The organism is Salipiger bermudensis HTCC2601 (genome assembly GCF_000153725.1).
Taxonomy (GTDB): domain Bacteria; phylum Pseudomonadota; class Alphaproteobacteria; order Rhodobacterales; family Rhodobacteraceae; genus Salipiger; species Salipiger bermudensis.
The window spans coordinates 1,470,271-1,487,948 of sequence record NZ_DS022276.1; the positions used below are offsets into that span (position 1 = coordinate 1,470,271).

Genomic DNA, 17,678 nt, shown 5'->3' on the forward strand with positions numbered 1-17,678 from the left:
ACTTGCGGAGGACAGCACGCGACGGGAGCGCCGGGCTCAGGCGGCGATTTGGTTCGGCAGGTCGCGCAGGAAGGCTTCGCGGCTCTGTTCGTAGAGGCCGGCTATGAGGGTCATGTCGATGCCGGCCGTGTCCCCGGCGCTGGCGGTTTTCTCATAGTCATCACAGATCGCCGCAAAGGCTGAAAACCCAAGATTCAGCGCACTGCCGCGGAGCGAATGCAGCGCGGCTTCGGTCTCGGGCGCGCTGTGCAGACGCAGAGGCAGGTCGGCGATGGTGGCTTCGACCTCCTGCAGGAAGAGTGGCACAACCTCGTCGAATTCCGTCACGCCGATTTCATCGCGGAGTTCCGCGACGCGGGGCCAGTCGATCATGGGACACCTCCTTGATCCGGGGTAGCGGGAAAGCGTGAAGAAATCCTTTCGCAGCGCCCTGCCGCCTGTCGGATCGTTGGAAACGAAGCGTTAGGGGGGATCGGCTAGACAGCGGCAACCTGCCCGAGCGAGGACCGCGCTTGCACCCGGACCGCACCGACATTTCCGACCCGAACGCCTCGGGCGCCACGCTGCAGCGCATCCTGCTGGTCGATGACAGCGCCGTGCAGCTCAAGATCCTTGCCGCGATGATGCGACATTGGGGGTTCGAGGTCTGGCAGGCCGAAAGTGGCGCCGAGGCGCTGGCGCTCTGCGAGGAGATCGCCTTTGACGCAGTGCTGTCGGACTGGATGATGCCGGGGATGGACGGGCTCGAGCTTTGCCGCCAGTTCCGGCAGCTGCCGCGCGACAGCTATGGCTACTTCATCCTGCTCACCTCGAAGAACGAGCGCGGCGCCATCGTGCGCGGGCTTGATGCCGGGGCGGATGACTTCCTGACCAAACCCGTCAGTTCGGACGAGCTGCGCGCCCGCATCAATGCCGGCGCGCGGCTCCTGTCGACCCAGCGCCAGCTGGCCGAGACGCTGACCAAGCTGCGCAGGGCCTATGACGCCATCGACCGGGATCTCCGGCAGGCGCGCACCATTCAGGAGGCGCTGGTGCCGAGGCGGTTCCAGCGCTTCCGCACCGCCAGCGTCAGCCTGCTTCTGAAACCCTGCGGCCATGTGGGCGGCGATCTTGTCGGCATGTTCAGCCCCGATCCCACGGGCGTCGGGGTCTATTGCATCGACGTCTCGGGCCACGGCATCACATCGGCGATGATGACCGCGCGGGTGGCGGGCTATCTCGGGGGCGATTTCCCCGATCAGAACATCGCGCTCGAACGGCGGCGCGACAGACAGATGAGCTTCTGTCCTCCGAGGGTGGTGGCGATGCGTCTGAACCAGCGGCTCTCGGCGGATCCCGGGGTTCTTGAGTACCTCACCATGGCCTATCTCACGCTCGAGCTGGGCTCGGGGCTGGTGACGCTGGTGCGCGCCGGTCATCCGCCACCGCTGCTGATCCGCGCCGATGGCAGCATGGAGTTTGTCGGCGTCGGCAGTCTGCCGGTCGGGCTGCTGGCGGATGCCCGCTACGAGGAAACACGGCTGTCGCTGGCGCCGGGCGACCGCATCCTGCTCTATTCCGACGGCATGACCGAAGCGCGGCTGAGTGGTGGTGGCATGCTCGATGATCACGGCCTGATCGCGCTTGTGCGGGAGTGCCTCGCCGCGCGGGGGACCGAGTTTCTCGACGATCTCTATTGGCGGCTGAGCCAGCTCACGCCGCCAGGCCATCCGCTCGAGGATGACGTTTCGGCGGCGCTGGTGGAATATGACGGGCCATGACGGTGCCTAAAGCACGAAGCGCCGCACAAAGTCGCAATCGCCGGGATTGCCGAGGATGTCGGCGGCCAGCTCCGGCGCCACGAAATGCGCGCTGTGGCCGTCCTCGCTCGGGGGGCCGAGCGGGCGCACCGGATGCGCCATGTAGATGATGCAGAGCTTCTCGGCCCAGAGATCGTATTCGGGCATGTAGGTGAAGCGCCGGAACGCGCCGAGGCGGCGCGGCCAGGCGATGCGCCAGCCGGTCTCTTCCATCACCTCGCGGTGCAGCGCCTCGGTCGGCGATTCGCCGGGATCGATGCCGCCTCCGGGCAGCTGGAACTCGGGCCAGGGATCGGTCTGGTGGGTCAGCAGCAGCGCCCCGTCACGGGGCAGGATCGCGTAAGCCCCCGGGCGCAGTGTATATTGCCGCCCGGATTCGGGCGGCTGGCCATAGCGTGCGATCATTGGAGGCCCCCTTGGTTCCTGCCTTGTCCTGCCTATATGGTGCCGGTATGCCAACGCCCGGCAAATAAGGAAACCCCATGACCATCGGCAGCAAACTTGCCTGGGACGACACCGTCCTTCCGTTTCAGCTTGACCTCTCCGACATCCGGGGCCGTGTCGCGCGGCTCGACGGTGTGCTCAACGGCATCCTGAGCCAGCACGACTACCCGGCGCCGGTCGAGGCGCTGGTGGCCGAGATGGCGCTGCTCACGGCGCTGATCGGACAGACGGTGAAGCTGCGCTGGAAGCTCTCGCTCCAGGTCCAGACGCGTGGCGCGCTCCGGATGATCGCCACCGATTACTTCGCCCCCGAAAAGGAGGGCGAACCCGCCCGCATTCGTGCCTATGCCAGCTACGACCCGGAGAAGGTGTCCGACGCGCCCGCGTTCGAGCAGCTCGAGGACGGCTATTTCGCGATCCTGATCGACCAGGGCAAGGGCACCACGCCGTACCAAGGCATCACGCCGCTCGCCGGCGGCTCGCTGGCGGCCTGTGCCGAGGCCTATTTCGCCCAGTCCGAGCAGCTGCCGACGCGGTTTGCGCTGAATTACGGCCGCGCCTTGCAGGCGGATGGCTCGGGCGAGTGGCGCGCCGGCGGCATGATGATCCAGACCATGCCCAAGGCGTCGCCCTTTGCCCAGAGCGGCGAGGGCGGCTCGGGCGAGAATGGTCTTCTGCGCGCCGAGGACCTCGTCGATGGTGACGAGGAAGAGAACTGGCGCCGGGTGAATTTCCACGTCGACACCGTCGACGAGCTGGAGCTGATCGGCCCGGATCTGCCGCCGACCGACCTTCTGGTGCGCCTGTTCCACGAGGAACAGCCGAGGGTCTTCGACGCTCAGCCGGTCCGCTTCGGCTGCACCTGCTCGGAAGACCGGGTGCGCCAGTCGCTGTCGATCTACTCGGCCAACGACATCGAGAAGATGACCACCGAGGACGGGATCGTCACCGCCGATTGCCAGTTCTGCGGCGCGCATTACGAGCTTGATCCCGAAAGCGTGGGGTTCGAGGCAAAAAAGTGAGCCGGACGGAGGATCAGATCGCGGCATTGCGCCGGGCGGTGACGGGGGAGCACACCCCGTCATCGGATTTCGATCTGAACCCCGAAACTGTTCTGCCTCCCAATCGCAAGCTGCGGCCAGCCGGTGTGCTGGCCGCGTTTCTGCCCGGCGAGAACGGGCTCGAGCTACTCCTCACCAAGCGCTCGTCGCGGCTCAAGCATCACCCCGGCCAGATTGCCTTTCCCGGCGGCAAGGTCGATCCAGTCGATGACGGCCCGGTCGACGCCGCGCTGCGCGAGGCGCATGAAGAGGTCGGCCTGCCGCGCGAGGCGGTCGAGCTTCTGGGCACGATGGCGCCGCACGAGACGGTGACCGGCTTCCTCGCAACCCCGGTTCTGGGCCTTGTCAGGGACGCATTCGACCCAATCGCCGAGCCCGGCGAGGTGGCCGAGATCTTCCGCGTGCCCTTCGATCATGTCACCGATCCGGCGCGCTACAGCATTCAGTGGCGACGCTGGCGCGGGCAGCGGCGCTATTATTACACAGCGCCTTTCGGCCCCTATTACATCTGGGGCGCCACCGCGCGGATGCTGCGGGCCCTGGCCGGACGGATCTCGCCGTGACACGGGTCGGGGGGGATTGGCTCAGCTGCGCGTCGACGCAAGAGGTCCTTGCGATGCTGGAGCAGGCCGGGCACGCCGCCTACGCCGTCGGCGGCTGCGTTCGCAACGCGCTCTTCGGGGCACCGGTGGCGGACGTGGATATCGCCACCGATGCCCGCCCAGACACCGTTGTCGCGCTCGCCGTGGCAGCCGGGCTGAAGCCGGTGCCGACGGGGATCGACCACGGCACCGTCACCGTGGTGGCCGAGGGCATCGGCCACGAGGTCACCACCTTTCGTGCCGATGTCGAGACCGATGGCCGACGCGCCGTGGTGCGCTATTCAGACGACATCGCCGAGGACGCGGCGCGGCGCGATTTCACCATGAACGCGCTTTATGCGGATGCACGCGGCGAGGTGCTCGACCCGCTCAACGGCTTGCCGGACCTTGAGGCACGCCGGGTGCGCTTCATCCGCGATGCTGGCGAGCGCATCCGCGAGGATTACCTCCGCATCCTGCGCTTCTTCCGCTTTCACGCCTGGTACGGTGATCCTGACGCCGGCGTCGATGAAGAGGCGCTGGCGGGCATCGCCACCAATCTCGACGGGCTCGCCGCGCTTTCGGCCGAGCGGGTCGGACACGAGATCACCCGGTTGCTCTCGGCTTCTGATCCCGCGCCGTCCGTGGCGGTGATGGAGCAGGTGGGCGTTCTGGCGCGGGTCTTACCCGGCGCCACGTCGCGGATGCTGGCGCCGCTGGTGGCGCTCGAGCAAAGCGCGGCGCTGCCGCCCGATCCGATGCGCAGGCTCGCGGTGCTGGGCTATTTCGACGCCCGCAGCCTGCGGCTATCGAAGGCGCGACAGAGGCATCTCGAGGCATATCAGAGCCTGATCTCCGCCGGCACCGGCTATACCGAGATCGCCTATCGCCACGGCGAGGCGATGGCGCGCGACGTGGCGGCGCTGCGCTCTGCGAGCCTCGGCCAGCCGATGCCGGAAGATCTCGAGGCACAGATCGCCACTGGGGCAGGGGCCACACTGCCGATCCGCCCGCGCGACCTGATGCCGGAGTTCGAGGGCCCGGCGCTGGGCGATGAGCTGCGCGCGCGCGAGCGGCGCTGGATCGAGTCCGGCTTCACCCTGACCAAGGCCGACCTTTTGAAGTGACTGTCCCCACATGACCATCGACCCGCTCTACGGCTTCGTCTTTTTCGGCCTGTTCTCGCCCGGCCCCAACGTGGTGCTGCTCACCGCCTCGGGCGCGCGTTTCGGCATCCGCCGGACGCTGCCGCATCTCTTCGGCGTGGTGCTGGGTGTGGGGATCACCGCCGGGCTGACCGGGCTTGGCATCGCGGCGCTGCTGCAGCAGGCCCCGATGCTGGAGCTGGCGCTGAAGATCGCCGCCAGCGGCTGGATGCTCTACATGGCATGGGGGCTGTGGCACTCGGACCGGCGCAAGGGCAAGGCCGAGCGCGACCGCCCGATGACCCTGATCGAGGCGGTTCTGTTCCAGTGGGTGAACCCCAAGGTCTGGGCGGTGGCGCTGGCGGCGGCCTCGGCCTATCCCGGCACCGCGGGCCCGTGGTGGGAGGCGGTGCGACTCGGCACCGCGTTCTCGGGCATCAATCTCGTCTGTTGCCTGTTCTGGACCAGCGCCGGCGCGCTGCTCACCTACCTGCTCACCACCCCGACCGCGTGGCGGGTCTTCACCCGCATCATGGCGGTCGCTCTAGGCAGTTTTTCCGTCATGGTCTTCCTGTAGGGAATCGGGGAGACTGCGCCCTCAAGCGACAGGATTCCCCAAATGTTCCGCTTCTTCGAGAATCTCGTAGATCCTTACGTGACTTACACCCCGACGGACCGGCCGCCGACGAAGCTGCTGCCGTTCCTGATGGACTATGCCAAGCCGTTCCGGAAGCTGTTCATCTGGGCGACGCTCCTCTCCGTCGCTGTGGCCTCGGTCGAGATCGGGCTGATCTGGGCGATGGGTTGGGTCGTGGATATCCTCTCCGGCGATCCGGCGCAGGTCTGGGAGGCGCACGGCACGACGCTGATCCTGATCGGGCTTTTCATCCTGTTGCTGCGGCCGCTGATCCAGGCGCTCGATGTGCTGGTGCTCAACAACGCCATCATGCCGAGCTTTGGCATCCTGATCCGCTGGCGGGCGCATGCGCAGGTGCTGCGCCAGTCGATCGGCTGGTTCGAGAACGATTTCGCCGGGCGCATCGCCAACCGCATCATGCAGACCCCGCCCGCCGCCGGCGAGGCGGTGTTCCAGGTCTTCGACGCGATCACCTTCTCTCTGGCCTACGTGCTCGGCGCGGCGGTGCTGCTGGCCGATGCCGACCCGCGCCTCCTGCTGCCTCTGCTGCTGTGGTTCGGCGGCTACGTGCTGCTGATGCGCTGGACGATCCGCCGGGTCGGGCCGGCCTCGAAGGCCGCCTCGGATGCGCGCAGCCTTGTCAACGGGCGGGTGGTGGATGCCTATACCAACATTCACTCGGTCAAGATGTTCGCGCAGGACCGGCAGGAGTTGGACTACGCCAAGGAGGCGATCGACGTCGCGCGTGCCACGTTTCAGAAGGAAATGCGGCTCTATACCATCATGGATCTGGCCCTCGTGATGCTGAACGGGCTGCTGATCGTCGGCGTCGTGGGCTGGGGCTTCCTGCTCTGGATGCAGGGCGTGGCGAGTGTCGGCATCGTCGCGGCAGCCACCGCGCTGACGCTGCGGCTCAACGCCATGACCGGCTGGATCATGTGGGCGCTGACCACCCTGTTCCGCCAGCTCGGCGTGGTGGCCGAGGGGATGGAGACCATCGCCCAGCCGATCAGCCTCGTGGACGCGGCTGACGCGAAACCTCTGCGGCTCGAGAAGGGCGAGATCCGGCTCGATCACCTGACCCACCATTACGGGCGCGGCAGCGGCGGGCTCGAAGACATCTCTCTGACCATCAAGCCCGGTGAAAAGATCGGGCTGGTGGGGCGCTCGGGCGCCGGGAAATCGACCCTCGTGAAGCTGCTTCTGCGTTTTTATGACGCCGAGAAAGGCGCCATCCTGATCGACGGTCAGAACGTCTCGGAGGTGCAGCAGGACAGCCTGCGCCGCGCCATCGGCATGGTGCAGCAGGATAGCGCGTTGCTGCACCGCTCGGTGCGCGACAACCTGCTCTACGGGCGGCCCGACGCCACCGAGGCGCAGGTCATTGCCGCCGCCAAGCAGGCGCAGGCGCATGACTTCATCCTGACGCTTCAGGACCCTCAGGGCCGGACCGGATATGATGCCCATGTGGGCGAGCGTGGCGTGAAGCTTTCCGGCGGGCAGCGGCAACGGGTGGCGCTCGCGCGGGTGATCCTCAAGGACGCGCCGATCCTGCTGCTCGACGAGGCCACCTCGGCGCTCGACAGCGAGGTCGAGGCCGCGATCCAGGACACGCTCTACGGCATGATGGAGGGCAAGACGGTGATCGCCATCGCGCACCGGCTCTCGACCATCGCCCACATGGATCGGATCCTCGTGCTTGATGGCGGCCGGATCGTCGAGGAAGGCAGCCATGACGTGCTTTTGCAGCATCAGGGGCTATATGCGCAGTTCTGGGCCCGCCAATCCGGCGGCTTCCTCGATCCAGACACGGAGGCGGCTGAATGAGCCTGTCCGACATCATCGACCCGTTCTCCCGCGCCGAGACGCCGCCGCCGCAGACCCTCGGGCGGTTCATCGGCTGGGCGCTGCGCGGCGCGTGGCCGGTGCTGATCCCGGCGGCGCTGCTCTCGGCCACCGGCGGCGCCTTCGAGGTGCTGACCGCGAAACTGCTGGGCGACGTGATCGACCGCACGCTCGACAGCTCGGCCAGCACGGTCTTTGCCGAGCACTGGCCCTTTCTGCTGTTTTGCGCGGTGTTCTTCATCGTCATCCGCCCGGTGATCGCAGGGCTGTCGGCCTTCGTGCAGTCGGTGGTGATGCAGCCCAACGTGTTCAACCTGATCCTGAGCCGGGTGCACCGCTACACGCTGGGCCATTCCGTCACCTTCTTCGACAACGACTTCGCGGGGCGCATCTCGCAGAAGGAGATGCAGACCGCGCGGGCGCTGAACGACGTGATTTCGGAGGTGGTGCAGGCGATCCTCTTCGCCCTGGCCTCGGTTGTGGGCTCGATCCTGCTGGTCGGCTCGATCGACTGGCGGATCGGCATCGTGCTGGTGGCCTGGGTCGTGGCCTATGGCTTCCTGCTGCGCTTCTTCATGCCGCGCATCCGCACCCGCTCCAAGGCGCGGGCCGCGGCGCGGGCGATGGTGACCGGCCAGCTGGTCGACACGGTGACCAACATTAAGACCGTGAAGCTCTTTGCCCATGACGAGTTCGAAGACCGCGCCGCGCTCGACGCGATGTCGACCTATCGCGACCGTTTCATCGCCTTCGGGCATGTCTCCTCGGCGTTCCGGCTCTGTCTCATGGCGCTGGCGGGCACGCTGCCGGTGCTGCTGATCGGCGGCGCGCTGCTGTTCTGGTCGCAGGGCTTTGTCACCGCCGGCGACATCGCCGCGACCGGCGCGGTGGCGATCCGTCTTAGCCAGATGACCGGCTGGGTCAGCTTCACCCTGATGGGGATCTTTGCCAATATCGGCGAGATTGAGGACGGCATCCGCACCATCACGCCCGCGCATACGCTGCTCGACACGCCCGGCGCAGAGCCGCTTTCGGTTACCGAGGGCCGCATCGAGTTCCGCGAGGTGGGCTTTGCCTATGGCCGCGAGGGTGGCGGCGGCATCGAACATATCGCGCTGGATATCCGCCCCGGCGAGAAGGTCGGCGTGGTCGGTGCCTCTGGGGCGGGCAAATCAACCATGGTGGCGCTGCTCTTGCGGCTCTACGACGCCGAGCAGGGCGGCATCTATATCGACGGGCAGAACATCTCGGAGGTCACGCAGGAGAGCCTGCGCCGGCAGATCGGCATGGTCACGCAGGAAACCGCGATGTTCAATCGCTCGGCGCTCGACAACATCCGCTACGGTCGGCCCGACGCCAGCATGGAGGAGGTCATCGCCGCCGCCGAGAAGGCCGAGGCCCACGAGTTCATCCTGACCTTGCGCGATCACATGGGCCGCGAGGGCTATGAGGCGCATCTGGGCGAGCGCGGCGTCAAGCTCTCGGGCGGGCAGCGCCAGCGCATCGCGCTGGCCCGCGCGATCCTCAAGAACGCGCCGATCCTTGTGCTCGACGAGGCCACTTCGGCGCTCGACAGCGAGGTCGAGGCCAGCATTCAGGAAGCGCTGGAACGGGTGATGGAGGGCAAGACCGTGCTGGCCATCGCGCACCGGCTCTCGACTCTCTCCGAGATGGACCGGATCATCGTGCTCGACCGCGGGCATATTGCCGAAGCGGGCACCCACGAGGCCCTGCTGGCGAAGCGCGGCCTTTACGCCCGCTACTGGGATCGCCAGTCTGGCGGTTTCGTGAATGCCGAGGACGACGCCGGAGAGGCGGCCGAGTGAGGCTTGCCTCGGGCCCCCGGATCGGGGCATGAGGCATGACATGGAACAGGTCACGATAGAACGGCTCGGGCACCAGGGGGACGGCATTGCGCCCGGCCCTGTCTTCGTGCCGGGCACGCTCCCCGGCGAGGTTGTCGAGGGCGAGATAGAGAAGGGCGTCATGGCGGCGCCGCGCATCCTCACGCCGTCGGATCAGCGGGTGAAGGCGCCGTGCCGCCACGCGAAAAGCTGTGGCGGCTGTCAGTTGCAGCACGCGCATGACGATTTCGTCGCCGACTGGAAGGTCGACGTCGTGCGCCACGCGCTCTCCGCCCACGCGCTCGAGGCCCCGTTCCGCCCCATCGCGACCTCTTCGCCGCAGAGCCGTCGCCGCGCCGCGTTTTCGGCCCGGCGCACCAAGAAGGGCGCGCTGGCCGGGTTCCACATGAAGGGCTCGGACGTGATCGTGTCGGTGCCCGACTGCCTGCTGGTCGATCCCAAGCTCGCCGCTGCGCTGCCGCTGGTCGAGGCGCTGGCGGTGCTGGGCTCGAGCCGCAAGGGCGAGCTGTCGGTGCTGGTGACGGCGAGCCTGGACGGGCTCGACGTGGCGGTGAGCGGCGGCAAGCCGCTTGATGCGCAGCTGCAGTCCGACCTTGCCAATCTGGCCCGTGAGCATGACGTGGCCCGCGTTGCCTGGGGCGACGAGGTGGCGCTGACGCGACGTCCGCCAGTGCAGCGCATGGGCCGCGCCGAGGTGGTCCCGCCGCCGGGCGCCTTCCTGCAGGCCACGCCCGAGGGTGAGGCGGCGCTGCTCGCCGCTGTGCGCGAGGCCGTGAGGGGCGCGCGCCACGTGGTCGACCTGTTCGCCGGATGCGGCACCTTCGCGCTGCCGCTTGCCGAGGAGATGAGGGTGCACGCGGTTGAGGGCGACAAGGGCATGACCGCGGCGCTCGACAAGGGCTGGCGCATGGCCGAGGGGCTCAAGCACGTGACCCACGAGGCGCGCGACCTGTTCCGCAACCCGCTGTTACCCGAGGATCTGGAGCGATTCGATGCCGCTGTGATCGACCCGCCGCGCGCCGGGGCCGAGGCGCAGGTGGCCGAACTGGCCCGTGCCGGCATCCCGCGCATCGCGTTCGTGTCGTGCAACCCGGTGACCTTCGCCCGCGACGCCGCGGCGCTCGACGCAGCCGGGTATGTCATCGACTGGCTGCAGGTGGTGGACCAGTTCCGCTGGTCGACTCACGTCGAACTGGTCGCGGCGTTCCGGCTTCAGGGGGCGTGAACGGCGCGCTGGAATTCACGTGTTTGCAACATCTGCCCGCTATCTTGAAAGCTGTTTTTGCGCTATAAGGTCCGCGCAAGAATAATGCCAAAGGCAAATGAGCGAGCGGACAAATGCGAGTATTCAGGCTAGTTTTCCTGATCGTGATGGCGATCGGGCTCGCTGCGTGTAGCAGCAGTAAGTTCCGGACCTATAACGGTCCCGAGGTGACACATGTGGTGGTCAAGAAGAGCCAGCGCAGGATGTATCTCCTCCACCATGACAAGGTGCTGAAGAGCTACGACATCGGGCTGGGCTTCCAGCCGCAGGGTCACAAACAGTTCGAGGGCGACGGCAAGACCCCGGAGGGGCTCTATTTCATCGACCGGCGCAACCCGAACTCGAGCTTCCACCTCAGTCTGGGGATCTCCTATCCCAACCCCAACGACCGCGCCTTTGCGGCGGCGGCGGGCAAGAGCCCGGGCGGCGACATCTTCATTCACGGCGGCCCGCCCAAGGATCGCAAGCGGCTCGGTGGCGGCGACTGGATGACCAAGGGCAACAGCGTCGACTGGACATGGGGCTGCATCGCCGTAAGCGACGATCAGATCGAACATATCTATGCGATGGTGAAGACCGGAACGCCGATCACCATCAGCAGGTGATCGGCAGGGATCGTCGAGCGATCAGAAGTCGTTGCTGGCCACTTCGACCCCGCCCGGGGTCGAAGACAGGCCCGGCGCGCCGGTGACCATGGTCCACCAGATCTTGCCGTTGCTTTCCTGGTACCAGGCAAAGCCCATGTCGCGGGCGGACGGCTCAAGGATCACGTTGCGCGTCGCCGGTTCTTCCATCCACGCGGCGAGTGTCTCGAGCTCGGTCTCGTAGGTCTCCGAGATGTTCTCGCCCACAAGTCGGCCCGCGTAGCCCACCCGCTGCACCCGGTCGATCGGCGAGGAGCCGTCGGAGCCGAAGTGCCAGGGCCGGTTCTGCACCGACATGTCGCGCGCATGGGTCGCCGCCGCCGCGTTGAGCTTGGCATCGAGCTGCAGCGCCGGAGCGCCGGCCGCTTCGCGCAGCGCATTCACCGAATCGAGCATGCTGTACTCGATCTTGGCATCGGAGCCGGCCGGAATCCGGTACACGCGCGGGAGGGGTTTGCCGTCCGGGCCGATCGTCGGTTGAGTGATGGTCGGGCCGCAGGACGCGACCAGCAACGCTGTGGCAACACTGAGAAACGCGCGTCTTTGCATTTTCCTGCCTGAAATTGTTGTTCTGGGTCTCATCCGCAATACCTTTTGGCGCGTCTCTAATCAAACGCACAACCCCGTGAACACGCTGTTCGAAGGGTCTTGGTCAGGCGACTGAGGCTTTACGGCACTAGCGCGGACAAGGTATCATCAAAGTTAATGCCCCGTGAGGGGCTTTTCGTTTTGCAAGACGAGGACATTGGGAAAATGGCACAGAATGCTTTTGGCCGCCGTGGGTTTCTGGCCGGCACCGCAGCGATGATCGCCTCCCCGGCGCTGGCCCAGGATGTGAACACCGGCACGACCGAGATCGAGCGCAACATCTCGACCGCGACCCGCCGCAACATCTCGAGCTTTCGGACGCTGGACTGGCAGCCGTATTTCTCGAACCTGAACAACGGCGCGATCCTTGTGGATATCAGCTCGCGGGCGCTGCACTACTGGCAGGAAAGCGGCGTGTACCATCTGTATCCCTGCTCGGTGCCGCTGACCGAGGACCTGACACGCCGTGGCCGCACCCGGGTCACGCTCAAGGATCCCGAGCCCGATTGGCGCCCGACGCCGTCGATGAAGAAGCGCAACCCGGAATGGCCCGACTATGTCGGACCCGGCCCGGACAACCCGCTCGGCACGCGCGCCATGCACCTGAGCTGGACCTATTACCGCATTCACGGCACCCATGACACGCGCAAGATTGGCCGCCGCTCCTCGAATGGCTGCATCGGCCTCTATAACGAGCATATCGAGGCACTTTACCAGATGGCGACGGTCGGCACCCAAGTGTTGCTTATTTGACGCCCGGATTTGCGCGGGGTGAGCCTGTCAAGAGTGCAAGATTGCATTTTTTCCGATTTGCTGCTTAGACAGGAGAACGAGGTAAGTCTTGGGTGCTTGTCGTGCAAATTCCTTACACGACAGGCGATTATCTGGAGGATAACATGAAAAAACTCGCTCTCGCAGCTGTGCTCGCAGCCACCGCATCGACCGCAATGGCTGGCTCCTACGCCAAGGATGACGTGGTCATGGAACCCGTCGTCGTTGTCGAAGAAGCTCAGCAAAGCTCGTCGTCGGCTGGCATCCTGATCCCGCTGCTGCTGATCGCAGTGGTGGCAGCGGCCGTTTCGGCTGACTGATCGCTTCCAGCGAACGAACAAGGAAAAGGCGGTGCCGATGGCGCCGCCTTTTCCTTTTGCCTGACCGTTTTGCCGGGAAGGGTGCGGCGACTCAGGAGAGCCAGCCGCCGAGGTTTTCCTCGATCACCGCCGCCAGCGCATCCACATGCGCCGGGTCGTCGTTGAGGCAGGGGATGTAGGTGAACTGCTCGCCGCCGGCGTGCTCGAAGGACTCCTTGATCTCTTCATTGATCTCTTCCAGCGTCTCGATGCAGTCGGCCGAGAAGGCCGGCGCGATCACCGCGATCTTCTTCTTGCCCTGCTTGGCAAGCTCGGCCACGTGCTCGACCGTGTAGGGGCGCAGCCATTCCTCCGGGCCAAAGACCGATTGGAAGGTGGTGGTGATCTGGGTGTCGTCCCAGCCCAGCCGCTCGCGCAGCAGGCGCGTGGTTTTCTGGCACTGGCAATGGTAGGGATCGCCCTGCATCAGGTAGCGCTTGGGCATGCCGTGATAGCTCACCACGAGGATGTCGGGCTTGTCCTCGACCGCGGCATAGCCACGCTCGACCGACTGGGCCAGCGCCTCGATATACTGCGGATGCTCGAAATAGGGATCGACCACGCGCGCGGTGGGCTGCCAGGTCTCCTCCATCAGGGCGCGGAAGAACTGGTCGTTCGCAGTGGCCGAAGTGGCCCCGGCATATTGCGGATAAAGAGGAAAGAACAGGATCTTGCGGCAGCCCGCCGATGTCATCGCCTCGACCTTGGACTTGGTCGAGGGGTTGCCGTAGCGCATGCAGAAATCGACCATCACCTGATCGCCGTAGCGCGCCTGCATCTTCGCGGCGATGGCGGCGGTCTGCTGCTTGGTGATCGTCATCAGGGGGCTCTCGTTGAGCTCTTCGTTCCAGATCGACTTGTAGTTCGCGCCCGAGCTGAACGGCCGCTTGCCGAGGATCACGGTCTGCAGCAGCGGCTGCCACTTCCATGCCGGGTAGTCGATCACCCGTTTGTCCGAGAGGAACTCGCTCAGGTAACGCCGCATCGGCCAGTAGGAGTAGTGGTCCGGCGTGCCGAGATTCGCGAGCAGAATGCCCACCTTGGGGGCGGTGACCTTGGGATGGTCTGCCGGGGCGTGCGCCGGGCGCTTGGCTGTGTCGGTGGCGTCGAGCATGGTCCTGTCCTGAGTCTGTCCCTGATAACTTCGCTTAGGTATCGCAAGTTTGGAATGATTCAATCTTCCAGAGGCGTTTCCCGCGTATTCAATGCGTCGGAGAGACGTTGCGCCGCAGAGCCGGGGCGCAGCGGCTTCTGCTGGCTTGCATCCGGGGCCCAGCCGGTGAGGGTGACGATCTCGAAGCTCGCGGGGATACGTCCCTCGGCATCACCGAAGCTCTCGGCATAGAGCGCGGCGGCGCGCAACATCACCGCGCGGCGGGTGGGCCGGCGCAAACGGGCGGAAAGCGCGTTGGTCTCGCCCATGGCGCGCAGGTCGCGCATCAGGTGCAGGGCCGAGGCGTAGCTGGCGGTGAGGGTGAAGCTGTCCGCCACCGGCAGCGCCAGCCCGGCGCGTTGCAGCAGCCCACCGAGATCGCGGATCTCGCCCATCGGCGCGACCCGGGGCGACAGCCCACCGGCGACCTCGATCTCGGCCTGTCCGAGCACCGCGCGCAGCTCGTGCAGGGTCTGACCACCAAAGCACAGCGCCAGCAGCAGCCCGTCCGGCTTCAGCGCCCGGCGCGCCTGCACCAGCTGCCCCACCGGATCATTGGCCCAGTGCAGGCCCATGGCGTGCACCACGAGATCGTGCGCGCCTTCCTCGAGATCGAGCACCTCGTCGTCCGGCAGCAGCTTCAGCCCGGGCAGCATCCCGTCCCAGACCTGCGGGACGGGCGTCACGACGGCGGGAGACGTAAAGGCCCTGTTAACCACGAAGAGGCGATCCTGCACCTCGTCGCGGGCGGCCTCGTGCAGGAACAGGGCCGGATCGCGGGCCGCTCGGGCGCGATGGCGGGTCAGGGCGGTGCGGTCGGTGAGGGGCGCTGGGCTGGACATGGCAGAGTAGGTAGACCGATGCGGGGCACCATGCAAACGCTGCTGCGGATGCTCTACCCGCCGCGCTGCCTGATCTGCGGCGGGCTGGTGGAGAGCGATTTCGGCCTTTGCGCCGCCTGCTGGCGTGACACGCCGTTTCTGTCCGGCCTTGCCTGCGCCACTTGTGGCGTGCCGCTGCCCGGCGTGTCGGACCGGGCGGAGCATTGCGATGCCTGCCTCGCCGCGCCGCCACCTTGGCGGGAGGGAACGGCGGCGCTGGCCTATCGCGACAATGGCCGCACACTGGTTCTGATGCTGAAACACGGTGACCGTCACGACATTGCCGCCGCGGCGGCGGTCTGGATGGCAGCCCGCGCGAAACCACTGGCGGGGCCCGGCACGCTTGTCGTACCGGTGCCGCTGCACCTGCGCCGCCACCTGCGCCGGCGCTTCAACCAGTCGGCGCTGTTGGCACAGGGCATCGCGCAGGCGCTGCACCTAGACTGGTGCCCCGACGCGCTGCGACGCCATCGGCACACGCCGGTGCTCGACGGTCGGGGGCGGGAGGAGCGGTTTCGCACGCTCTCGGATGCGATCTCCCTCGACCCGAAGCGCGGTGGACTGATGCGCGATCGTCCGTTGCTTCTGGTCGACGACGTGATGACCTCCGGGGCGACGCTTTCGGCGGCGACCGAGGCCTGTCTGGCGGCCGGCGCAGGCGATGTTTGCGTCTGCACACTGGCGCGTGTGGTCAAGGACACCTAGATCAGGTCTAAATTCCAGACCTATCGGAAGGATCAGACATGCCAGCGATCGAGATCTACACCACCCCCATCTGCGGCTTCTGCCACGCGGCCAAGCGGCTTCTGACCCAGAAGAACGCCGAGTTCACCGAGATCGACGTGATGCAGGAGCCCAAGCGCCGCTCCGAGATGACACAGCGCGCCAATGGCGGCCGCACGGTGCCGCAGATCTTCATCGGCGAGACCCATGTGGGCGGCTGCGACGAGCTCTACGCGCTCGAGCGCGCGGGCAAGCTCGACGCGCTTCTGGCGGGCTGAGCCTGTGTCGCGGCGGCGACAGTCTCTATTGACCTCCGGGGGCCCGGGGGTCAGAAATGCCGGACCCCGCCTTTGACCCACTGTTCAGATCCAATCGTGCCGGAATGACCGATCCTCAGAATGCGCTTGCCATCTCGCTGTTCAGCGAGCTTCTGATGGCCGATCAGCTGCTTCGCAACCGGCTGACGCGGGTGCTTCCGAACAAGATGGAGATCTCGCATTTCTCGGTTCTGAACCACCTCGCACGGGTGCAGGAAGAGCGTACCCCGGCCCAGCTTGCGCGCAGCTTTCACGTCACCCGCGGGGCGATGACCAACACGCTGACCAAGCTTGAGATCGCCGGTTACGTCCACATCCGCCCCGATTGGGACGATGCGCGGCGCAAGATGGTCTCGATCAGCCCGGCGGGCCAGCGCGCCCGCGAGGCGGCGCTTGCGGCGATGGCGCCGGTGATCGCCGAGATGGTGGGAGAGCTGGGCGCGGAGAAGGTCCGCGCCGCGCTGCCGGTCCTGCGCGAGCTGCGCCTCAAGCTCGAGGCGGATTGAGCCGGGACAGGCTCAGACGAGAACCGGGTGACGGTTCGAGGCGGCGAACTCGGTGATCTGCACTTTCACGACACCGGCACTGACGAACGGATCCTCGGCCATCAGCGCCTCGATCGCGGCAAGCGTTTCGCCGATGGCGATGACGATGCCGCCGGTGCGCGGGTTTTTCGGCCCCGAGCACAGGAAATGCCCGTCGGCATAGCCCTGCTTGACGAAGGCCATGTGCGGCTCCAGCACCGGCTCGATCTGCTCGAAGGGCACGACATACTCGATATCGACCACGAAGAGCGTGTGGCCCTCGGGGATCACGCCCATGCCGCTGCCTCCGGTTTGATCGCCGCGGTCACGTAGTTCACCGACAGGTCGCTGTCCGAGATCTTCCAGCTCCAACTGACCGGGTTGAACACGTAGCCCTTGCGGTCCACCGGCTCGAGCCCCGCCTGCCGCAGCAGGTCGTAAAGCTCGTCGGGCGTGATGAACTTCGACCATTCATGCGTGCCCTTGGGCAGCCAGCGCATCACCCATTCCGCGCCGACAATGGCCATGGCGAAGCTCTTGGGATTGCGGTTGATGGTCGAGCACAGGTGCAGGCCGCCGGGCTTCAGCAGCGCCTGACAGGCCTTGAGATAGGCCGGCGGGCTGGCCACGTGTTCGACCACTTCCATGTTGATCACCACGTCGAAAAGCTCGTTCTCCGCGGCCAGCGCCTCGGCGGTGGTGTGGCGGTAGTCGATCTCAAGCTCCGACTGCTCGGCATGAAGACGGGCAACGGGGATGTTGCGCTCGGCGGCGTCGACGCCCACGACCTCGGCCCCGAGCCGCGCCATCGGCTCGCAGAGCAGCCCGCCGCCGCAGCCGATATCGACGATACGCAGCCCCTCGAAGGGCTTCGTCGCGGTGAGGTCACGGTCATACTCGCCGGCGATCTGCCGGGTGATGTAGTCCAGTCGCACCGGGTTCATCATGTGCAGCGGCTTGAACTTGCCGTTCGGATCCCACCACTCGGCGGCCATGGCCTCGAATTTTGCGATTTCGCTCGGGTCGACGGTTTCGGTCATCGGTCGTTTTTCCCCATGGTCTTTTGGGTGTCGCTGT

At 66.3% G+C, this 17,678-nt stretch carries 21 protein-coding genes; 14 read left to right on the forward strand and 7 right to left on the reverse strand.

From position 1 onward, the window contains the following. Positions 1-36: 36 nt before the first annotated feature. Complete coding sequence (locus R2601_RS07015; protein ID WP_007795689.1) at positions 37-372, reverse strand: Hpt domain-containing protein; 336 nt, start codon at positions 370-372, stop codon at positions 37-39. Positions 373-512: 140 nt separating this feature from the next. On the opposite strand from R2601_RS07015, the gene R2601_RS07020 reads away from it, so the two are divergent. Then, on the forward strand, positions 513-1,760 hold the full coding sequence (locus R2601_RS07020; RefSeq protein ID WP_007795692.1) for a PP2C family protein-serine/threonine phosphatase: 1,248 nt from the start codon (positions 513-515) through the stop codon (positions 1,758-1,760). A gap of 6 nt (positions 1,761-1,766) precedes the next feature. Here R2601_RS07020 and R2601_RS07025 read toward each other — a convergent pair whose 3' ends face one another. After that, positions 1,767-2,204, reverse strand: a complete 438-nt coding sequence (locus R2601_RS07025) for an NUDIX hydrolase (protein ID WP_007795695.1) — start codon at positions 2,202-2,204, stop codon at positions 1,767-1,769. 77 nt (positions 2,205-2,281) lie between these two features. Here R2601_RS07025 and hslO point away from each other — a divergent pair, with 77 nt between their 5' ends. The 8 genes from hslO to R2601_RS07065 all read left to right on the forward strand — a co-directional run bounded on the left by hslO (position 2,282) and on the right by R2601_RS07065 (position 11,246). Continuing rightward, positions 2,282-3,265, forward strand: coding sequence for an Hsp33 family molecular chaperone HslO (gene hslO / locus R2601_RS07030; protein WP_007795698.1), 984 nt, complete (start codon positions 2,282-2,284; stop codon positions 3,263-3,265). Next, on the forward strand, positions 3,262-3,867 hold the full coding sequence (locus R2601_RS07035; RefSeq protein WP_050768408.1) for a CoA pyrophosphatase: 606 nt from the start codon (positions 3,262-3,264) through the stop codon (positions 3,865-3,867). Before hslO ends, R2601_RS07035 begins: the two co-directional genes overlap by 4 nt. 53 nt (positions 3,868-3,920) lie before the next feature. Next, on the forward strand, positions 3,921-5,012 hold the full coding sequence (locus R2601_RS07040) for a CCA tRNA nucleotidyltransferase (RefSeq protein WP_007795705.1): 1,092 nt from the start codon (positions 3,921-3,923) through the stop codon (positions 5,010-5,012). A gap of 10 nt (positions 5,013-5,022) precedes the next feature. Next, positions 5,023-5,607 (forward strand): LysE family translocator, encoded by a 585-nt coding sequence (locus R2601_RS07045; protein WP_007795708.1) that lies wholly within the window; start codon positions 5,023-5,025, stop codon positions 5,605-5,607. A 42-nt stretch (positions 5,608-5,649) separates the two neighbouring features. Beyond that, complete coding sequence (locus R2601_RS07050) at positions 5,650-7,494, forward strand: ABC transporter ATP-binding protein (RefSeq protein WP_007795712.1); 1,845 nt, start codon at positions 5,650-5,652, stop codon at positions 7,492-7,494. Then, complete coding sequence (locus R2601_RS07055) at positions 7,491-9,338, forward strand: ABC transporter ATP-binding protein (RefSeq protein ID WP_007795715.1); 1,848 nt, start codon at positions 7,491-7,493, stop codon at positions 9,336-9,338. The genes R2601_RS07050 and R2601_RS07055 overlap by 4 nt, the downstream gene beginning before the upstream one ends. A 40-nt stretch (positions 9,339-9,378) precedes the next feature. After that, on the forward strand, positions 9,379-10,602 hold the full coding sequence (locus R2601_RS07060; RefSeq protein ID WP_007795718.1) for a class I SAM-dependent RNA methyltransferase: 1,224 nt from the start codon (positions 9,379-9,381) through the stop codon (positions 10,600-10,602). A 113-nt stretch (positions 10,603-10,715) separates the two neighbouring features. Next, positions 10,716-11,246: a L,D-transpeptidase family protein gene (locus R2601_RS07065; protein ID WP_040544460.1), complete on the forward strand. Its 531-nt coding sequence runs from the start codon at positions 10,716-10,718 to the stop codon at positions 11,244-11,246. Positions 11,247-11,267: 21 nt separating this feature from the next. Here R2601_RS07065 and dalA read toward each other — a convergent pair whose 3' ends face one another. Further along, positions 11,268-11,834: a divisome-associated lipoprotein DalA gene (gene dalA / locus R2601_RS07070; protein ID WP_040544463.1), complete on the reverse strand. Its 567-nt coding sequence runs from the start codon at positions 11,832-11,834 to the stop codon at positions 11,268-11,270. A gap of 204 nt (positions 11,835-12,038) precedes the next feature. Between dalA and R2601_RS07075 the strand changes: the two genes are divergently transcribed. Both R2601_RS07075 and R2601_RS07080 read left to right on the forward strand, forming a co-directional pair. Beyond that, positions 12,039-12,626 (forward strand): L,D-transpeptidase, encoded by a 588-nt coding sequence (locus R2601_RS07075; RefSeq protein ID WP_007795726.1) that lies wholly within the window; start codon positions 12,039-12,041, stop codon positions 12,624-12,626. Between the two features lie 143 nt (positions 12,627-12,769). After that, positions 12,770-12,964: a hypothetical protein gene (locus R2601_RS07080; RefSeq protein ID WP_040545198.1), complete on the forward strand. Its 195-nt coding sequence runs from the start codon at positions 12,770-12,772 to the stop codon at positions 12,962-12,964. 91 nt (positions 12,965-13,055) lie between these two features. Here R2601_RS07080 and hemH read toward each other — a convergent pair whose 3' ends face one another. Together hemH and R2601_RS07090 are read right to left on the reverse strand one after the other, a co-directional pair. Then, a complete protein-coding gene (hemH, locus tag R2601_RS07085) occupies positions 13,056-14,117 on the reverse strand; it encodes a ferrochelatase (protein ID WP_007795733.1) in 1,062 nt (353 codons plus the stop codon). 59 nt (positions 14,118-14,176) lie between these two features. Continuing rightward, complete coding sequence (locus R2601_RS07090) at positions 14,177-14,998, reverse strand: methyltransferase domain-containing protein (protein ID WP_007795736.1); 822 nt, start codon at positions 14,996-14,998, stop codon at positions 14,177-14,179. Between the two features lie 30 nt (positions 14,999-15,028). Here R2601_RS07090 and R2601_RS07095 point away from each other — a divergent pair, with 30 nt between their 5' ends. From R2601_RS07095 to R2601_RS07105, 3 genes are all read left to right on the forward strand, one after another. Continuing rightward, positions 15,029-15,742 (forward strand): ComF family protein, encoded by a 714-nt coding sequence (locus tag R2601_RS07095; RefSeq protein WP_110740048.1) that lies wholly within the window; start codon positions 15,029-15,031, stop codon positions 15,740-15,742. A gap of 38 nt (positions 15,743-15,780) precedes the next feature. Further along, on the forward strand, positions 15,781-16,038 hold the full coding sequence (grxC, locus tag R2601_RS07100) for a glutaredoxin 3 (protein ID WP_007795742.1): 258 nt from the start codon (positions 15,781-15,783) through the stop codon (positions 16,036-16,038). Between the two features lie 104 nt (positions 16,039-16,142). Then, the gene (locus tag R2601_RS07105; RefSeq protein WP_007795745.1) at positions 16,143-16,583 is read left to right on the forward strand and encodes a MarR family winged helix-turn-helix transcriptional regulator; all 441 of its coding nucleotides are present in this window, start codon (positions 16,143-16,145) and stop codon (positions 16,581-16,583) included. A 12-nt stretch (positions 16,584-16,595) separates the two neighbouring features. Here R2601_RS07105 and R2601_RS07110 read toward each other — a convergent pair whose 3' ends face one another. Beyond that, complete coding sequence (locus tag R2601_RS07110; RefSeq protein WP_007795748.1) at positions 16,596-16,898, reverse strand: YciI family protein; 303 nt, start codon at positions 16,896-16,898, stop codon at positions 16,596-16,598. Then, the gene (gene ubiG, locus R2601_RS07115; protein ID WP_007795751.1) at positions 16,889-17,641 is read right to left on the reverse strand and encodes a bifunctional 2-polyprenyl-6-hydroxyphenol methylase/3-demethylubiquinol 3-O-methyltransferase UbiG; all 753 of its coding nucleotides are present in this window, start codon (positions 17,639-17,641) and stop codon (positions 16,889-16,891) included. The genes R2601_RS07110 and ubiG overlap by 10 nt, the downstream gene beginning before the upstream one ends. Between the last annotated feature and the right edge of the window lie 37 nt (positions 17,642-17,678).